Annotated in this window: 20 protein-coding genes; 10 read left to right on the forward strand and 10 right to left on the reverse strand. The window is 58.2% G+C overall.

The features are described 5' to 3' along the window. Nucleotides 1-8: 8 nt before the first annotated feature. The 3 genes from MOV75_RS01925 to MOV75_RS01935 form a co-directional block, all read right to left on the reverse strand. Nucleotides 9-536 carry a toxin-activating lysine-acyltransferase gene (locus MOV75_RS01925; protein WP_247004676.1) on the reverse strand — a complete coding sequence of 176 codons (528 nt, stop codon included), beginning with the start codon at nt 534-536 and terminating at the stop codon, nt 9-11. 64 nt (nt 537-600) lie between these two features. After that, nucleotides 601-1,020, reverse strand: a complete 420-nt coding sequence (locus tag MOV75_RS01930; RefSeq protein WP_247004679.1) for a hypothetical protein — start codon at nt 1,018-1,020, stop codon at nt 601-603. A gap of 114 nt (nt 1,021-1,134) precedes the next feature. Next, on the reverse strand, nt 1,135-1,521 hold the full coding sequence (locus tag MOV75_RS01935) for a hypothetical protein (protein WP_247004681.1): 387 nt from the start codon (nt 1,519-1,521) through the stop codon (nt 1,135-1,137). 540 nt (nt 1,522-2,061) lie between these two features. Here MOV75_RS01935 and MOV75_RS01940 point away from each other — a divergent pair. The 7 genes from MOV75_RS01940 to MOV75_RS01970 all read left to right on the forward strand — a co-directional run bounded on the left by MOV75_RS01940 (nt 2,062) and on the right by MOV75_RS01970 (nt 6,955). Then, nucleotides 2,062-2,409 carry a hypothetical protein gene (locus MOV75_RS01940; RefSeq protein ID WP_247004683.1) on the forward strand — a complete coding sequence of 116 codons (348 nt, stop codon included), beginning with the start codon at nt 2,062-2,064 and terminating at the stop codon, nt 2,407-2,409. Between the two features lie 146 nt (nt 2,410-2,555). Beyond that, on the forward strand, nt 2,556-2,714 hold the full coding sequence (locus MOV75_RS01945) for a hypothetical protein (RefSeq protein ID WP_247004685.1): 159 nt from the start codon (nt 2,556-2,558) through the stop codon (nt 2,712-2,714). A gap of 25 nt (nt 2,715-2,739) precedes the next feature. Beyond that, nucleotides 2,740-3,495: a hypothetical protein gene (locus MOV75_RS01950; protein ID WP_247004687.1), complete on the forward strand. Its 756-nt coding sequence runs from the start codon at nt 2,740-2,742 to the stop codon at nt 3,493-3,495. 57 nt (nt 3,496-3,552) lie between these two features. Continuing rightward, nucleotides 3,553-4,566, forward strand: a complete 1,014-nt coding sequence (locus tag MOV75_RS01955; RefSeq protein WP_247004689.1) for a hypothetical protein — start codon at nt 3,553-3,555, stop codon at nt 4,564-4,566. A 39-nt stretch (nt 4,567-4,605) separates the two neighbouring features. Then, nucleotides 4,606-4,938, forward strand: a complete 333-nt coding sequence (locus MOV75_RS01960) for a hypothetical protein (RefSeq protein ID WP_247004691.1) — start codon at nt 4,606-4,608, stop codon at nt 4,936-4,938. A 1,084-nt stretch (nt 4,939-6,022) separates the two neighbouring features. Next, nucleotides 6,023-6,553 carry a hypothetical protein gene (locus MOV75_RS01965; protein ID WP_247004693.1) on the forward strand — a complete coding sequence of 177 codons (531 nt, stop codon included), beginning with the start codon at nt 6,023-6,025 and terminating at the stop codon, nt 6,551-6,553. Beyond that, complete coding sequence (locus MOV75_RS01970) at nt 6,554-6,955, forward strand: AIPR family protein (RefSeq protein WP_247004695.1); 402 nt, start codon at nt 6,554-6,556, stop codon at nt 6,953-6,955. A 263-nt stretch (nt 6,956-7,218) separates the two neighbouring features. Here the strand turns inward: MOV75_RS01970 and MOV75_RS01975 are convergent, their stop codons facing one another. The 6 genes from MOV75_RS01975 to MOV75_RS02000 form a co-directional block, all read right to left on the reverse strand. Continuing rightward, nucleotides 7,219-7,635, reverse strand: coding sequence for a hypothetical protein (locus tag MOV75_RS01975; RefSeq protein WP_247004697.1), 417 nt, complete (start codon nt 7,633-7,635; stop codon nt 7,219-7,221). 393 nt (nt 7,636-8,028) lie between these two features. Then, a complete protein-coding gene (locus tag MOV75_RS01980; RefSeq protein WP_247004699.1) occupies nt 8,029-9,171 on the reverse strand; it encodes an AAA family ATPase in 1,143 nt (380 codons plus the stop codon). After that, nucleotides 9,168-10,244 (reverse strand): PriCT-2 domain-containing protein, encoded by a 1,077-nt coding sequence (locus tag MOV75_RS01985; RefSeq protein ID WP_247004701.1) that lies wholly within the window; start codon nt 10,242-10,244, stop codon nt 9,168-9,170. The genes MOV75_RS01980 and MOV75_RS01985 overlap by 4 nt, the downstream gene beginning before the upstream one ends. Beyond that, the gene (locus MOV75_RS01990) at nt 10,241-10,576 is read right to left on the reverse strand and encodes a hypothetical protein (protein WP_247004703.1); all 336 of its coding nucleotides are present in this window, start codon (nt 10,574-10,576) and stop codon (nt 10,241-10,243) included. The genes MOV75_RS01985 and MOV75_RS01990 overlap by 4 nt, the downstream gene beginning before the upstream one ends. 1 nt (nt 10,577) lies before the next feature. After that, on the reverse strand, nt 10,578-10,901 hold the full coding sequence (locus tag MOV75_RS01995; RefSeq protein WP_247004706.1) for an AlpA family transcriptional regulator: 324 nt from the start codon (nt 10,899-10,901) through the stop codon (nt 10,578-10,580). Nucleotides 10,902-11,248: 347 nt separating this feature from the next. Then, complete coding sequence (locus tag MOV75_RS02000) at nt 11,249-12,484, reverse strand: site-specific integrase (RefSeq protein ID WP_247004708.1); 1,236 nt, start codon at nt 12,482-12,484, stop codon at nt 11,249-11,251. 708 nt (nt 12,485-13,192) lie between these two features. Here MOV75_RS02000 and MOV75_RS02005 point away from each other — a divergent pair. Next, nucleotides 13,193-13,816 (forward strand): DUF1080 domain-containing protein, encoded by a 624-nt coding sequence (locus MOV75_RS02005; RefSeq protein WP_246920966.1) that lies wholly within the window; start codon nt 13,193-13,195, stop codon nt 13,814-13,816. A gap of 136 nt (nt 13,817-13,952) precedes the next feature. Here MOV75_RS02005 and MOV75_RS02010 read toward each other — a convergent pair whose 3' ends face one another. Next, on the reverse strand, nt 13,953-14,642 hold the full coding sequence (locus MOV75_RS02010; protein WP_246920954.1) for a GntR family transcriptional regulator: 690 nt from the start codon (nt 14,640-14,642) through the stop codon (nt 13,953-13,955). A gap of 221 nt (nt 14,643-14,863) precedes the next feature. On the opposite strand from MOV75_RS02010, the gene MOV75_RS02015 reads away from it, so the two are divergent. Both MOV75_RS02015 and MOV75_RS02020 read left to right on the forward strand, forming a co-directional pair. Then, nucleotides 14,864-15,736 carry a branched-chain amino acid ABC transporter permease gene (locus tag MOV75_RS02015; RefSeq protein WP_246920956.1) on the forward strand — a complete coding sequence of 291 codons (873 nt, stop codon included), beginning with the start codon at nt 14,864-14,866 and terminating at the stop codon, nt 15,734-15,736. Between the two features lie 10 nt (nt 15,737-15,746). Further along, on the forward strand, nt 15,747-16,732 hold a 986-nt coding region (locus MOV75_RS02020; RefSeq protein ID WP_247004710.1), incomplete at its 3' end, for a branched-chain amino acid ABC transporter permease.

Consider the following 16,732-nt stretch of genomic DNA (forward strand, 5'->3'; position numbering starts at 1 on the left):
CTTTGGTATCACGTGGGTAACGCTTGGATCATCTCTCCCTCGCCCCCAAACGGCGCGACAACATCGATGATCCGCTTATTCGCCCCACTCTTCCACTCCGCCGGCGTCAAGCGCATGTCCCCCGCATCGATCCGCTTCGCGACGATCTCGTCCGCCAGTGCCCAGAACGCCACACCAACCGGCTGCTCGCCCTTATAAAAAATCCGGAACTGCTGTAGCAGGATCGCCGGCATCACAAGCCACTCAAGGTCTCCGAGCGCAATGGTTTTGTGACGGGGGCTTTGCGTCATCAACCAGGTGATCTCGCCAAGCACTTGAGATACGGTCTTCGGCGATTGCGGTAATTGCGCGCCGGCGGCGCCATCCGACTGATTCGCGGATTGGGGGCCATTCGCGTGCGGAACACTGCCGGATGCTCCGCCGAGACCAGCGTTCGCCTGCTCGGCCGCGTTCGACGGCGCCTCATCAACCCGCTTTGCGACTCCAGCCTGAGTCATCCGCTTCTCTCCACGCGCCTTCTTCCCGGTGGTCGGCATTGGCTTCTCCCTTGTAGATCAGCCGATGTTAAAGCACACGCCACCTCATGCACAGCACCGCCTTTCACGGCGCAGATGCGCTAAACAACCTTGTCGTTGTGGAATGAGACGGAGCATCCACGGCGAAAGCATCGCGCGAGGCGCTCCTAGTCAATTTGAAGAATGACATTCCCAACCCCTGCGGGTGAAACATGTCGCAACAACTTGAAAAGCGCAAGACAAAAATTGATGACAAGGCTTGAGGCACGTTGTGGGTGCACAACGTCTGTACGGCGGTCAATCTTAGTTCGATTGCATCGGCGATTAATCCACAGCATGCAGACGCTGACCGCTTCGGCGGCGTTTCTTCAGACTTGCCGTTTAAGGTGAGGTTCTGCAACATCATGGGATTGTCGCCGACAGGATGCGTTTTGTCACCGCATTCTGTAAATTTGATCATTGCTGCGGAGAACCGCGAGGCCGCGATCAAGGCTTTTTTTGGCAACTCGGCTGGCTCGTTAGCTGGTGCAGGCTAAGCGCCGCTGGGCATATCTACTGGATATACGCAGCACATTGATCCTCGCACCGCGCCGATTGAAGGTGAACGCGCGAGTCCGTGTTAGTACTTGTTGCAGTTGTCTTTGACGATTTTTCCAGTCTCTTTGGAGGCGACATAGGTGCCTTGGTAGCACCTGAACTCTAAATTGCCGTCCGGCAGTTCGTTGCACAGCGACGACCTCCCCTCACATCCATTGGTGATTGGTGTAGCACTGGCATTGCAGTATTTGTGATGTATGGTGATTATCTGCGGACACAGCGCATTGAAGCTCGGATGACGCTCACTGAACTCTTGGCCCCAACGTGCCTCGGCACCTGAGCGGAGCGCGCCGTAGCCACCATAGCAGTTCTCGGCCGCGTGCTGCAAGCACTCGCAATCGGCCTTGTTATACGTGGCCGCATTCGCCGAGACCGGCAGCAACAGTGCGAATAGAACGATGAACCTCATGGCTTCCTCCTATCCCACTTGCAGGTAGACTTGATCGGCTTGGCTGTATCCGCGTTGTCCCGGTCCTTCTTGGCGATGACGTAGATGCAACGATCCGGCCCACTGACGTGAAACTCGACATGGCCGTTCTTAAGAACACGGCACATAACCGCGCCGGGATCACAAAAGCTATTGTCCCACCCGAGACCGGCAGCAACAGCAAGAGCAGTACGATAATTCTCATGCCGATCTCCTAAATGGAACGACTTATCCCGTACCGTCCAGCGGGATGCCGACCTCGATGGGGATCAATTGCACGTCTCCGGCAGGACGTTGAAGTTGAATGATGTTCACAAGTGCCTGGTGGTGGCTCCCTCACTCGTTCGGCGGGCGACCGAGTGAAGACGAACCGACGCGATGCGGTAAGCCTCGCCAAGCTGTTGCGCGCAGGCGAGCTCACCGCGGTATGGGTGCCGGACGAGCGCCATGAGGCTATGCGCGATCTCTCGCGCGCCCGTCAGGCAGCGAAGAAGGACCTCCAAGGGTCAACCGATCTCGTCATTGATGCTGCGGCTGGGACGCATCTATCCGGGCAAGACGACGTGGGGACCAACCCACATGAAGTGGCTGATGACGCAGAAGCTCGAGCATCGCGAGCAGCGCATCACGTTAGAAGAACTACTTGAGGGGATGCGCCAGGAAAACGAGCGCGTCGAGCGTTGGGAAGCTGTCCGCGACGCGGTGCCCGAGTGGTCGTTTGTCGAGGTTGTGGCGGCCCTGCAGGCCGTGCGGGGGATTGATCTCATTGCGGCTGTCGGGGTGCTGGCAGAGATCGGTGATCTGTCCCGCCCTTTGATTTATGCTCGACCAGCTTCTTCCACACGCAAGGGTCCCTGCGTCGGTCCATAGAGCACTTTGGTCTATTGTGCGCCGCGAACACCTCTGCTGTCCGTAGTTTCACGGGCGTTGCTCCTACGCGATATTTGGCATCTACTTCAGATTGATTTTTCATGACGATCTGATTTTCAATCGAGGCCCCCGTGAGCGTTAAAGCCATGATGGCGACGATCCTCCAGAATCAATTGGCAATGCGCGACGTGCGTTCGCTGACGCGGCCGGACTGCGAGGAGATCATAGAGCTGCTGATCGAGCAGCTCACGGAGATGGAGCTTAGCTTGGCGTTGCGAGAAATAACCAGCAAGCCCGAGCGGTAGTGGGCGCGCACAGCCGAAAGCTCAAATGGCAATCAATATCAAAGTATCATTTCTTCCTGGAGTTCCTGCCGCTCACATTCTTGATCGTCTTGCGAAGGCCGGTGGCAATGAACTGGCAAGCGGCAAGCTTTTAAGTTCAGAGAGTTCAGCGGCGCTTGCTGCGAATGCGTTCGGGTGGTTCGTCGAGCGACCGAATATGCTACCGGCCTTTCCATCGTTGGCCGCGACATTTCCGGCAAGATGGATCGAGATCGAATACTGTGCACGTTTTCCGTGGAATGGTGGGAGGCACCCGTGGCTCGACGCTGTCATCGAAACCGACAGACAGCTCATCGGCGTAGAGTCCAAGCGTTTCGAACCGTACAGGGACAAGAAGGTCGTTTCATTGTCGACAGCGTACGACCGAGACGTTTGGGGCTCTAGGATGGCGCCTTTCGCGCGCATGCGCGATATCCTGAGGGCTGACGACGAACCTTTCCGCTATCTGGACGCTGCCCAACTGGTAAAGCACGCCTTTGGACTTGTGACGGATGGTAAGCGCAGATCGAAGTCGCCGGTACTGGTTTACATTTACGCTGAACCGAAGTCGTTGAACGGCAACGATATCGATGCCAAGTCGTTTTCCGACCACCGAGGTGAGATTGCTCGCTTTGCTGACCGAGTGCGGGGTGCCGAAGTATCATTCCACGCGCTTAGCTACCGTGATTGGCTGCAGACTTGGCCATCTCATGGCCCAGTCGGGAAGCATCGTATACAGATTGAAAAGCGTTTTGCTCCGTGAACCGGCGTTAGGGCGCTGGGGCAAGCATCAATTGTACTTGGCACAGGAGGGGCAGAGATGAGCGAGTTACACTATTTTCCGCGGTACTCGCAGCCGGAGAACGTGGTCACAAATAACACGCTGCTCCTACTATTGAGATTTCGGGAATACAATCGCTTCAAGTTCGAGAAGCTGATGGAAGCGATTTGCTCTGACCAAGAGATCCAGCTCGCCAGTTCGTGGCTACAGTTTCGGCAACAGATGGGGACGGGAAAAAGCGTCGTCGACGGATTCATCGCGCAAGACAGCGTCAAGATTGCCGTCGAGACAAAGTTGGCCGAGACCTTCGATGCCGTCCAGCTCACGAACCACCTCGCTGTGTTTGGAGCAGAGCAACACAAGCTCCTTATCTTGCTCAGTCCATCGCTGGGAGCACACTCAAGTCAGCAACTTGCTTCCATACGTGAGCACGCGGCCCCGCGAAACATACAGGTCGTTCATACGTCCTTTGAAGAAATTGTCGAAAAGGCCCGCAATTGCTTGTCGACACACGAGGAAGAAATGGTGGCACTTGTTAACGATTACGAGGCCTTCTGCAGCTACATGGATTTATTGCCTAGGGACAAGTATACGATATTTGTACCGCCATGCGGTCAATCCTTCGACGAAAACACAGCGTTTCGTCTATACTATTGTCCGGTGACATGGACCCGTCGCAACGCGAAGTACCTAGGCATCTACAAGGACAAGTGCGTCCGAGCGATTGGCGGCATAGCCAAAGTTGTCGCCTGTAATGTTGACATTCATGCCGGCACGGTAACTGTACAGCCGGGAGAGCCTGAAACGGTGACGGCGGAGGAACAGGCGCGAATTATTGGAGCAAGCAGGGCCGCCTTAGAGCGCGATTGGGATCTGAACTCGAACCACAAATTTTTTCTCTGTGACACAATGGTAGACACAGTGTTCCGCAAAACGTCGCCCGGCGGCATTATGGGACACCGATATTTCGATCTTCAAGAAGTGTTAGGTCACACCCCGCCCAGTAACATAAATGAACTGGCGGAACGGTTGAAACAGCATTCGTGGGAATAATCGTCCGCCTCCGAGCGCAAATTCTCTTGCTCCGATCAGATGACTATCATCGAGCGCATCTATTTCTATAAGCTGACGGTAGATGCAGGAGCAGCACCTTGCGTTGAGCGCGGCATGCTATCGTTGGCGATTTGTAAGCCGATGATGCGCAGCAGTGCGGAGGTCGATGATCTGATTTTTGGTTTTACAGCTAGTTCGATCGATCCGCGCAATCGATTAATCTACGCGGCGCGCATCACGAAGAAGCTGACGGATGGGGAATACTACGAGGGTGATACATTCTCTTCGCGCCAGGACTGCATCTTAGGTTACGATCCGGCCACTATGTTAGGCGTGCTGGCGCAAAGTTTCATGACAAGCCATCCGATCTGAACCACGACCTTGGTAGTTTCCCTCAATATGCAAGGGCCAATGTGCTTCTGAGTCGCGATTTTCGATATTTTGGCCTGAAGGGTACTGACGAGTATAAATCAAGGTACGGATTGATTGCCAACGCCGTGGAAAATCTTGGGCGTGGGCAGCGTGTAAATCTCGTGCCGGAGCTTCGAGAACAATTTCTAGCAATGAAAGAGTGGCTCTGGAGAAAGAACAAAACCAAAGTCCTGGGACGACCGACCGATGGGCCGTCAGCCAGCAGTTGTCATCGTGCAAGATTTTGCGGCGTAGTGTGAGAAGCATTTGACTCTGCCGCGAGGCGACACCGCCTCATGTTGGTCCCGAACATTTCCTGCACATCCATGCGGGACTGTTCCGGTTCCCCGTTCAACTCCGTTCTGGTACTCGGAACGAGCGCTGAGTCCCTCTGTAAATAAGGCGCGGCGCCATCAGGCGCGAGAAAGTCCGCGTCGACCTCGACGTACTTCCTTCCAAAATATTTGGTCATCGAAAATTCCTTTCCTTGCAAACGACGCTGCGCGGGATGCGCGGTGCCGATGCGCAGGACCCTATGTAGCGCCCGCCGGCTTTCTGCGGGCTGGCGGATTCGAATAACCACTAATCCCGCGGCTGCGTGATCAGAAGGTCCACGCCGAGATCGAGCCGCGCCATTTCTCGCGCCACCAAAATATCCTCGACCACCTTCTCCACATTTTCGGAAGCTGCAGAGCCTGTCGGCTCGGCAGGTCGCCTCGTCCTGACCCGTTGCGCAAGCTCCGTTTCAGCACCTCGCATCTGGGGACTAACCAAAGTTCGCACAGTGTCTCTGAGCAATCGGGATGAACTCTCCAAAGTTCTATATTGCGGTTGCTCGAAGACTGCGCGAGCGTTTTGGCCGAATGCGGCATAGTTCAGTGCAGTTATCGGGCGGGGGTGCGAGCAGAAGTACGCGACCGGCGGGTTGGTTTGGTACGCAATTGTGTGACTTTTGTTATCGGGAAGTGGACCGATATCAGCCGGTGAGAAGAGACTGATCTCTCGTGAACACGTCCATCCCTATATCGAAGAACTGGCGAAGTCAGTGACGGACGGCGCGCAGGATGGCGGTATCGATTTGGTCCATTTCAGTCCGAACGATCGAACTCTATATCTGGTCCAGACAAAATGGCATGAGGACCTACACGGGTCCATTGAACTCGGCGAGGTCCTGAAGTTTATCGACGGCGTGAAGAAACTTCTCGACAATGACATCGCGTCGCTAAATTCGCGAATACAGGCTAAGAGGCCGGACATTGAGAGTGCTCTGTTCGACGCAAATGCAAATTTTGTGCTCGTTGTAGCTCATACCGGCCAAGAGGACTTGAGTACCGAGGTCCAAGCTGCGCTAGACAATTACGTGACATCGCAAAATGACACGTCTGACCTAATGTTCGTGCGTGTGCTGAAGCAGGGCGATCTACACAAAGCCGTTGCGGCTGGGTTGGCGGGAGCCCCGGTATCGGCTGAAGTTCAGCTATATGGATGGGGGCAAGCAAAAGAACCGCATTTCGGTGTCTATGGCCAGGTGTGCGCCGCTGATGTTGCCAGTTGGATGAAAGCCAACGGTAGCTGATTGTTTGACAAGAACCTTCGGCAGTTCTTGGGGACGAGCCAGGTCAATCAGGACATCGTGGACACGCTGTTGAAGCGTCCGGAGGATTTCTGGTACTTCAACAACGGCATCACAGTTGTTGCATCCGGCGTGGCGAAGAAGCCATTAGGCGGAAACTCGACCGAAACGGGCATCTTTGAATGCACCGGTTTTTGTGTCGTGAATGGCGCGCAAACAGTAGGTTCGATCTTTGCGGCAGCGACCCTAAATCCCGAGTCAGTTCAGAAAGCGATGGTTCCGGTACGAATAATCTCTAGTGAAAAGAGCCTATTGGCCTTTGCGTCTGAGGTTACGAGGTTCACCAACACGCAGAATGCGATTGAAAAGCGTGATTTCGGCATATTTGGTACTCCAGCGCCGTAGGAGGCACCATGAGGAAATCCGAGCGCCGTCTCGATTTCAGTTTTTGCGGACTTGCCCGCCCAGTGGGCGACACCACAGTACCCGTCATGCGGAGGTCGCGGCGGGTGCTGTGCACACTGGGGGTGCGCGTACCAGCGGGACAGCGCCTCTCCGGGTCGACGGCAAGCAGAGCTGGAGTTTGCACGATGCACCCGCGCGGCTCGGCATCCAGCAGCGCCGAGCATCGCATGCTGTTGGGGGCGATCGTGGCCAGAGCAGGACAATCATTTTGCGGCCTTCGAGTACAGCGGCTCGCCGGTATCGTTGTCGATGACGACGAGGGGCTTCGAGCTCGCTGGCAATGCGCGCAGCTTGTTGTAGTAGTCTGCCAGCTCTTCGGGCGTCATGGTCGGCTCTGGCTTGGCCTTGATGGTGTGCTCGATGGTCGACGTCGCCGTCACCTTGGCCTGCAGCGGGATCAGGCGGCCGAGCAGACTGGCGAAGATTTCTGGCTTACTGTCCGCAAGGTACTTGACGTAACCGACGAGGTCCTTGGTCTTCGAGTGCACGCTGTTCTCGGCCGCAAGAATTATTGCGTCCCGCAATTCGCGTGTCACCTTGTTCGGGGTGCCCTTCTGACGGCCCCCAAAGCGTTCGCCTTTCTTAGGTATCTTCAAGCTCGCTGTATGGCCGCGGGGCATCGTGTATCGCCTACCTATCCTCTAACTTAGCTACCGCACCGCTTCTGCCTCGCAACGGTGTTACCCTTGGACTAATTATACCCGGGTTATATTAAAAACGCCATGGCTCTGGGGACTCGCTGGGTGCGTCCAGCGCGGCTTGCGGGGTTGTGGGGGGCAGGCTAGGCGGCCAAAGACGCTGGGCGGGCTTAGGGCGGGCCATTGGTGGAGAGTGGCAGGGGCTCTCTTATTAGAGATTAGGGACCCTCTGCCTTTCTGATACAAAAACAAACACTTAAAGGCCCTTCTGGGGCAGGGGGTACCTTCTGGGGCAGAAGATAATACCCCCTGCGGCTAAGTACATTTATTTGCAGCCAGAAGGGCAGAGGGGCTGTGGGCTTTAAGGAGACCGGCTCAAAATTCCTCACGCCATACCCAACCCTTTGGCGTTTGTGTTGAGCTGATGCCCATCCTTTTGCGGGCGGTCTTGATTTGCTCGGCAGTAATGCCGCGCTTCGCTGCCTCCTCTAGTGCGGGCCTTGCGGCCACGGTCCGGGTGCCATCCAGCTCTGGCTGTGCGCCGTTCATGATGGACTGCAGGAACGCCTGAACCTTTTTCTGCTCGCCGCGCGGCTTCCGCTTCTCCTTGCCACCGCTTTGCGATGCCGCGCCGACAGCTTGATCGGCGGTGATGTCTACTGCGCCCTCCCACACCACATGCGGCGCGGCGATGTTTTCGTGGGTCTCAGGGTCGCGACCGACGACGGTTTCCGCGATGCGATAGGCGAGTGTTGGCATCCTGGTGTGCGGATTGTTCTTCGCGTTCGCAAAGAGGACGCGCCCAGTCGGATTCTTTGTGCCGTCGTCGTCCTCCTCGACCTCCTCGATACACACGTGCCCGATTCGTCCGGCAGCAATGAATGCCTGGCTGCCGATGAAGTGGTCGATGGCCTTTTGCCCCGCGGTCTTTGGTGGATGGGTTATCGTCGAGACCGCGATGTTATTACGCTCGGCGAAATCCTTTAGCGGCCCCAATTGGGCGCGAACCTCAGTCGTCTTGTGGCTATCCAGCCTTCCTCCCATGTACGCTGTGATGGGATCGATGGTGATGAGGCCGACTTCGCCGATATCGGCGACTGCCCGCTCCAACATGTCGAGATCTTCGCCGAGCAGAAACTGACGATCCTGGCCATCCTTTCTAATCTTCTTAAGGATGTGCACTCGATCTAAGTTCGCGTTGGCGGCCAGCAGCCTTGGTACTACCTCATCGTGCAGTACGTCCTCTGCCGTCAGCATGATGACGTTCGCGGGCGGCAACGCCTTGGCACCATCTGGCCACGGGAGACCAGCACTCACGCAGCCGATAAAGTGAATTTGCGTTTGCGATTTGCCGAGGCCAGGAATGCCAGTCAGAAGCTCCTGCGCGCCACGCAGCAGGTGGCCCGGCCAGATCCATTGCTTCCCCCGAATTATAACGTCTTTAGCGCGAACCAGCTCGTAGCCTTGCGCGTCGGCCTGTTGCATTGTTTTCAACTTTGCGATTGATGGCTTGGTCATGCCGCCACCTCGCCGTTGATCAGGCGCCGATATAACGCGCGCCAACCACGGTCGTGCTGGTCGGCATACCAGAATATCGTCTCGACCCGGATGGAGCGGATCTCTGCGAACTCCCGCCACTTGCGTTGGCACGCGCGCGGATCGTACTTCCACGACTCATGGGACCACTCGTCGAAAAGTGGGAAGCCGGAGTCGCCGAGCGCCGAGTAAATTGCTGCGCCGATGCGAAACCAAGGGTCGTAATCGTCGCTCGGAACTACTGAGAGCGCAGCTCTGATTTTCAGTTCGAGGTCAGGGACATCGGCGAAATAGTCGTCGGGATCAGTCGATACGCCCTTATCCGCATCGGCCTTCATGATAGCAAGCAAAACAGGATCGTGGACGTGATCGTTCCTGTTTTCGCGAGGCGATGGTTTTCTGGCGGGCGTGGCGAGCCAAGTCAACTCGGCACGCTGTTCGGCGGTCAGGCGATTGACATTGCGCAGAAACTCCTCCACGAGCATCTGGTCGCGCACCTTAGAACCGGGACGAATGAAGCCGCCTGCACCGCCGAAATAAGGCATGTTCAGCGGCTTCGATAGCACGGCGGGATCGGGGTTCTGCGGCTTTGGGAAAAACTCCACCTTTGTGAGGACAAGGCGCCGCGCCATTCCCTCCGCGACCGCGGTCGCCTCTGCCACCGGGATCGGCTTATCGTGAAAAGCGTAAACGTGCGCGCCGCCGGATTTGGAGGGCCGAACGTAGACCGGCAGCTTGTGCGCCTTGATCGCTCCGACGATCGCGGTACAGTCGGTGTCGTATTGGTCGACATCGACCACACTTACGCCGCTCGTGCAGTCGTCGCAGGCCATGCTGAGAACGAGCGGAGAGTTTCCGGCGAGGTGCCGCTTCCACAGATCGAGTGTGACAGGTTTGCGCACCGTCCGGTACGGCACCGCGAGCTTACCGTCCGCCCGTCTCGTGTGTGTGGACTCGTCAGGATCGTAAGTGGCATGCGCCCGCTGACTCGCGGGAAACAGCCGCATCATTTGCTCGGCGATGCTCGGCTGCTTTAATTTTGTGACGATGCTCATGATACACCGCCTTCCGCCATCGCCGCCTCGACCATGGCCAACCAATCGACCTGCGGCATCGGATCGAAGGTGACGCCGAACCGATAATTGATGGCGTTGCAGAACCTGCGGTAGCGGCGCAATTTCCGATCGCGTACTGGCGTGTCGGCGCAGACGCCTTCGATCGACACCAACCACGCGGCCTTGCCGTACGGCCTGCGCCGGATGCTGGTGATTGCGGGCCTATTGGCCTTGCCCCCAGTTCGGGCTATAGTTGCGGTATTCTTAGATACAGCAATGCCCTGTGCCCCTGCCGCTGTTGCCACAGCGGCGGGGTTTTTCTTTTGGGACATGTCACTTGCCCCCCTCGGTCTTGGCTGCGGAGGCGATAGGGGCTTCTTGGATGCGCTCTGCCTGCACGCGACGATATTCGTTGATCTGGCGTCCCGTCCAACCAGACGCCCTGCCGCTTTCGGAGAGCTTGATAGGAGCCGGAATTTCGCCGAGCTTGATTTTCTTCGCGATCTGCGTTGGTCCGAAACCGAAAACTTTCCGTCCGTTTTTCGTTCGTACGATTTCGTTGGGATCCATCTCGACAAATAGCTTGCCGATCGGCCCGCGGTCGGCGCCTTTGCCGACCGAGCGATCTGATTTTTCAGAATTTGGAATTGATGACATCTCGTTGTGTCCATCGATTTGCCGAGCGCAAACAAAAATCCGCCCAGCACAGTTAAGTGCTCGGACGGACTGCATTTGCGCGGCTCGATGGGCCAACCGCACTGGGGTAGTCGCACCCCTGAAGACCGTTCCCCATTTTACGGCTGGGGAGCCGGGGCGCCACCCCATTGAAAGGCAAAGGACCAAAGGTGCTGTTGTATAGAAGTGGCCTGCTTCTAAAGCCCTTAAATATTAGTATGCCATAGCACCGGACAAACACGCAACTCTGCTTTTAGCCCCGTTAAATCTTAGCCCCGCTAAACCCCGTTTAACCCCGCAGGCGTCTTAAAAGCTCGGTGGCTGCCTGGTCATTGTCCTGCCCTCCGTATCGGCGTGACATTAGTTGCCGCCCTGTCCACCGGTGTCGTCATGCAGCACTTCGCCCAGTCGGCCATAAGCCGCGCACGCTTGGAGAACAAATCGCCACGTCGATAGGCAGCCTCGACCTTATTGCCAACCACATGGGCGAGTGCCATCTCGACGACGTGATTAGGATAGCTGGTCCGCTCCGCCGCCCAATCCCGAAATGTAGAGCGGAAGCCATGGACGGTGATGTCGAGTCGATCCATACGCTTCAGCACCTCGGCCATCGCCATATTTGAGATGGGAACGCCCTTGCGACCACCGGGGAATACAAAATCCCCCTCACGAGGTAGCGCCTTCAAAATCTCAAGAGAACGGCCGCTCAGCGGTACGCGATGTTCTCTTTTGGCTTTCATGCGTTCGGCCGGGATGGTCCACAGCTTCGCATCCGAGTCGATCTCCGACCAGCGACTGCCGATGATTTCACTAGTGCGGCTGGCGGTGAGGATCGCGAACTCCAAGGCCCTCGCGGCGATGCCCTCGCGAGCTGCGAGCTGAGCCATAAAGTCGGATACTTCAGCAAAGGGCAGGGCTGCGTGATGCTCGACCTTGGCAATTGTGTTGCGGGCGGGCAGGGCATGGACCAAGTTGCCATCCCATGTAGCTGGATTTTCTCCCGTCCGATAACCGCGTGTCTTCGCGAAATCGAGAACCGCTTCGATCCGGCCGCGCACTCGGCTCGCCGTCTCGGTTTTGGTATACCAGATTGGCTCGATCGCCTTGAGGACGAGAGCCTTGTCTATCGCCGCGACAGGCATCTTTCCTAGCGCCGGGTACGCGTACATCTTCATCGTCGAGAGAAATTGCGCGCTGTGTTTGGCGTTGTTCCATTTTCGTGAATGAAATTTGTGATATTGCTCCGCGCATTCTTTGAAGGTGACGTTCGCCGCCGCAGCCAGGGCTTTCTCCATGATCTGCTTGGCGAGTTCATCCTTGCGGGCATCGATCGGGTCGATCCCGTCCTTCAGCAGCTGCCGCGCCTTGCGGGCTCGCTCGCGGGCTTCGTCCAAGGTGAAGTCTTCGACCGGGCCCAGTCCCATCGCGCGCTCGCGTCTGCCGCGCTCGTAGCGCAGCAGCCACGAGCGGGCGCCGGTCGGTCCAACCTGAAGGTAAAGCCCCTTTCCGTCGCCGTAGCGGCCTGGCTCAGTGAGTTTGGCGACCAGCTTCGTGGTGAGCGCCATCGCAACCTCCACTTTCCGCCAGGCGCAAACCCCCGGCTAGACCCCCGGCACGGCCATGCCGGTACGTACCGACCAATATCGGGTCAAAACGGGCAAGAACAAGTGAGGAAACCCCTGCGGCGCAAGGCTTTTTGGGGGCTCGCCGCCGGTCCTTTTCGGGGGTCTTCGGGGCTTTCCGGACCCTGTAAAGGCGGCCACTCTCTCCGCCATTTGCACGATTTTCCCGCAAAACTCCGATCGTCCACGATTCTGTGCTCTTGAGGGCCGCGGCCCCTATCCCATCACGAACGCGGGGCGTCCTGGAAAAGACGGCGAGCGGCGGATCGTCGGAGCGATCAGCGATCCGACAACACTCTGCAATATTCCCGCGAGCGGTGACCGCAATCGTATCCCCGGATAGCTGCATCGATGGCACTTTCTGCCTCGTGTCGCACTGACGATCAGGCGCGCTGTCCCCAGCCGGGCATCGTCTCGCGGCCGAACGAGAGCTGAGCGGTTCGGTCGACTGGCGTTGCGAGGCGAATGGTCCGGGCAATCTGATCAATCTGATCGCGGAAGTCCTCGTAGGCGAGGAGCCGCTGCGGAGCGATGCCTGGCTCCGTTCGTTCCGTGCGGCCTGGCAGGCTCATTGACCGGCGCACAAAGGCTAGCGTAACATGTCAACGCGTATTAACAAAGTTGTTAGAAACGATAACAGGGGGAAGCACTATTATGAAACGCATCACTGCGCTTGCGGCCGGCGTTGCTATTGGCCTTGTCGCCTTGCAATATTCCAGTCCCGCATCAAGCCAAGCTGACGGCGGCTGGGTCACGCTGCTCGACAATACCAAGATGGGCGAGTGGGACGAGGTCGGCAAAGCCAACTGGGAATTCAAAGACGGCACGCTCGCTGCGGACAAGCTCACCGCCGGCATACCGGGCAAGGACGACTCTTACCTCGTCACCAAGAACGCCTACAAAAACTTTCAGCTCAAGGTAGAGTTCTGGACCGACGAGGCGGCCAACAGCGGCATATTCATCCGCTGCGATGGCGACCCTAAGGTGATCAATGCCAAGGTCTGCTACGAGGTCAACATTTTCGACAAGCGCCCCGACCAGACCTATGCCACCGGAGCGATCGTCGACGTATCCAAGGTGCCCGCTTCAATGCCCAAAGCGGCGGGCAAATGGAACACCTACGAGATTACGGCGCAGGGTCCGCATCTGATCGTCGTGCTCAACGGCGAGAAGACTGCCGACGTGCAGGACTCCCAGCACGCCGAAGGACCTTTCGCCCTGCAATACGGCTCCGGCGTCGTCAAATTCCGGAAAGTGCAGATCAAGCCGCTCTGACATTGCCGGCAGGTCCGGCGCAGCGATCGGCCCGACGAATTCGCTCTTCGTCGGGCCGGAACCGGCACCTCGATGTTGCAGCTAATTCGACAGAGGCCCTGACACCACGGTTCCGCTGGAGTGGAAAGCCGCAGAATCAACCATGAAGCATGGCTTCGAGCACGCGCTGCTTTGAACTCTCGATATGAGCCATCATCGCTGAGATGCCAGCCGTCTCGTCTCGTTTCCTCAGAGCAGCGAGGATGACAAGATGCTCCTGCATGGCCGGCAAGACTCGTTGACGTACGACCCGATCGGCATCGATCCGGATCAACCGCACGTGCAGGCTGTTGACGCGATAGATTTCGGACAGGATCTCGTTGCCGATGGCGTCGACCATGCGATCGTGCATGCCCCAATCCACTGCTCTCGCCTCAGCGTCAAGCGCTTCTTCGTCATGCGAACCTTCAGCGCGCCGCAGAATATCGCGATGGGCGACCTCGAGCGCATCGAGTTCCTGGTCGGAGGCCGTCCTCGCGAAATGACGGACGGCCTCGCACTCGATCATGCTGCGAACTTGAAATGCGTTGCGCACGAGTTTGAGATCGACGGGAGCGACCTGCAGGCCTCGCTTTGGAACGGTCACAATCAGGCGCGCAGCCTCGAGCCGCGGAATCATCTCACGAATGGCGCCGAGCGGTAGACCAAGCTGCTCAGTCAACTCACGTTGCGAGACGAACTGCCCCGGGCGGATTTGTGCGCTTATGATCTTCTCGCGGAATCCCTCATAGGCGAGCAGACGCTGGGACACGACCGGCGTTTTTCTTTTTCTCAATGCTTTGGACAAGTTGGCTCCTCGTACGCGCAGGAGCCTATCACCCCGGCCTCCGCATTTCCAGCAGGTCCGCGTGATGGCTTGACAACGTCATAAGCGAATGCAAAACACGCTGTAGCATGTTAGTGAGTGTTCACCGTGTCTGCTCGTCGGCCGGCCAGGTGAAATCAAAGAATAGCTAGCACCCCCGGAGTACTGGCGGCTTCCGCCCGCTCGACGGGGCGGGAGGAGAAATGCTCGGTCAAGTGGTCGCCAGCGGCCTTGCGATGGGCTGCATCTACGCCCTTGTGGCGCTGGGTTATGCCTATGTCTGGAACACGATGGCGATCGTGAATTTCGCTGCTGGCGAGTTCCTGACCTTCGCGGCCTATGTCTTTGTCGCCACCTTCACGATGAGCTTGGGCCTGCCGTTCTGGTTGTCGCTGCTCCTGACGGCGATTGCGATGGCGGCGCTCGGCGCCCTGTTCTCGCGCCTCGTCTTCGCCCGCCTGCAGCGCCAGCGCGCGCTCGTGGCGATCATTGCGACCGTCGGCTTCGGCATTTTCCTGAAGGAGATGGCGCGCATCCTCTACGGGCCCGAGCCATTGCTTTATGTCAGCCCGTTCGGTGATGACATGCTCGATTTCGGCGCATTCCGCCTGTCCGTGCAGCAGCTTCTGATCATGGTCGTGGTTGTCGTCGTCACCGCGGCTCAGTACTTCGTCCTGCGCTACAGCATGATCGGCAAGATCATGCGCGCCACGGCGCTGGACCGCGAGACTGCAGCCTTGATGGGCGTCCCGGTCAATGCAGTGCTGGCCGGGACCTTCGCCTTTTCCGCCGTATTGGCGGCGCTCGCAGGTATCCTGCTGGCACCGCTTTTCTACGTCACCACGGAGATGGGCACGCTCGTCGGCCTCAAGGGCTTCGTCGCGATGATCATCGGCGGCTTCGGCAGCGTCCCGGGCGCGATCGTCGGCGGCGTTCTGCTCGGCGTCATCGAGAATGTCGGCGCCTTCACCATCTCGTCCACCTACAAGGACGCGATCGCCTTCACGCTGCTGCTCGTCTTCCTCGTGGTGCGCCCCGAAGGGCTCATCCCCGAGCGCAACGCAGACCGCGCCTGAGGTGCTCGCGATGTCTTCTTTCCTGCGTCTGACTGCCTGGCTGCTGATTGCAGCCGCGATTGTTGCGCCCATCGCGATAGGCATGAATACTTATTATCTCCATGTGCTGAACCTGGCGTGGATCTTCGCCATTGCCGCGCTGGGGCTCTCGGTCGCGACCGGAGTCGCCGGGCAGATCGTGCTCGGACAAGCCGCCCTCGTCGGGATCGGAGCCTACGCGACGGCGCTGCTGATGATGCGCCTGTCTCTGCCATGGTGGCTCGCCCTGCCGCTGGCGATGGCGCTGACCGGAACGGTCGGCGCCATGCTCGGGCTGATCTCGACCCGCATCAAAGGCCACTACCTCGCCATCGTCACCCTCGCCCTGAACGAGATTTTCCGCATCGTCGCGGTCAACGAAGAGGCGCTGACCGGCGGCCCGATGGGGTTGCGCAACATCCCGACGCTGCGGATTCCGGGGCTCGGCGAGTCGATCACGCAGCAGCTGTACTTGCCGCTCGCCGGCCTGATGCTTGCCAGCTACCTGCTGATGATCCTCTTTCATCGCTCTGCGCTCGGCCGCGAGTTGCGCGCCGTGCGCGACGACGAGATGGCCGCGGAGGCGATGGGCGTGAACTCCGTCCGGGTCAAGACGATCGCCTTCGTGATCTGCAGCCTGTGGGCGTCGCTTTCCGGCGGCCTCTACGTGCTGCTGGTCGGCTTCGTCGCGCCCACCAACTTCACCATCGCCGAGAGCGTGAAGATGATGCTGATGGTCGTTATTGGCGGCCTCGGTTCAATTCCCGGCACGATGCTCGGCGCCATCGTCGTGACGATCCTGCCCGAGGCGCTGCGCGATCTGCAGACCTACTACATGGCCGCCTTCGGCGCCGCCGTGGTGATCATCATGCTGGTCTGGCCGAAGGGACTGGGCGTCTTCGCCGACTGGCTCTGGGGCAGCGTCCTGACAGGCCGGCGCGAGCCGGAGGCGGCTTCTCCGGCGGGCCCGCTCAGCCT

This window comes from Bradyrhizobium sp. PRIMUS42, assembly GCF_023006515.1.
Taxonomy (GTDB): domain Bacteria; phylum Pseudomonadota; class Alphaproteobacteria; order Rhizobiales; family Xanthobacteraceae; genus Bradyrhizobium.

Coding starts and splice junctions, on each gene's coding strand:
- MOV75_RS01955 (WP_247004689.1), top strand. CDS start 3,553: ATGAGCGAGTTACACTATTTTCCGCGGTACTCGCAGCCGGAGAACGTG.
- MOV75_RS01950 (WP_247004687.1), top strand. CDS start 2,740: ATGGCAATCAATATCAAAGTATCATTTCTTCCTGGAGTTCCTGCCGCT.
- MOV75_RS01985 (WP_247004701.1), bottom strand. CDS start 10,244: ATGAGCATCGTCACAAAATTAAAGCAGCCGAGCATCGCCGAGCAAATG.
- MOV75_RS02000 (WP_247004708.1), bottom strand. CDS start 12,484: ATGGCGCTCACCACGAAGCTGGTCGCCAAACTCACTGAGCCAGGCCGC.
- MOV75_RS02015 (WP_246920956.1), top strand. CDS start 14,864: ATGCTCGGTCAAGTGGTCGCCAGCGGCCTTGCGATGGGCTGCATCTAC.
- MOV75_RS01925 (WP_247004676.1), bottom strand. CDS start 536: ATGCCGACCACCGGGAAGAAGGCGCGTGGAGAGAAGCGGATGACTCAG.
- MOV75_RS01960 (WP_247004691.1), top strand. CDS start 4,606: ATGACTATCATCGAGCGCATCTATTTCTATAAGCTGACGGTAGATGCA.
- MOV75_RS01935 (WP_247004681.1), bottom strand. CDS start 1,521: ATGAGGTTCATCGTTCTATTCGCACTGTTGCTGCCGGTCTCGGCGAAT.
- MOV75_RS01975 (WP_247004697.1), bottom strand. CDS start 7,635: ATGCCCCGCGGCCATACAGCGAGCTTGAAGATACCTAAGAAAGGCGAA.
- MOV75_RS01945 (WP_247004685.1), top strand. CDS start 2,556: ATGATGGCGACGATCCTCCAGAATCAATTGGCAATGCGCGACGTGCGT.
- MOV75_RS01995 (WP_247004706.1), bottom strand. CDS start 10,901: ATGTCATCAATTCCAAATTCTGAAAAATCAGATCGCTCGGTCGGCAAA.
- MOV75_RS01990 (WP_247004703.1), bottom strand. CDS start 10,576: ATGTCCCAAAAGAAAAACCCCGCCGCTGTGGCAACAGCGGCAGGGGCA.
- MOV75_RS01980 (WP_247004699.1), bottom strand. CDS start 9,171: ATGACCAAGCCATCAATCGCAAAGTTGAAAACAATGCAACAGGCCGAC.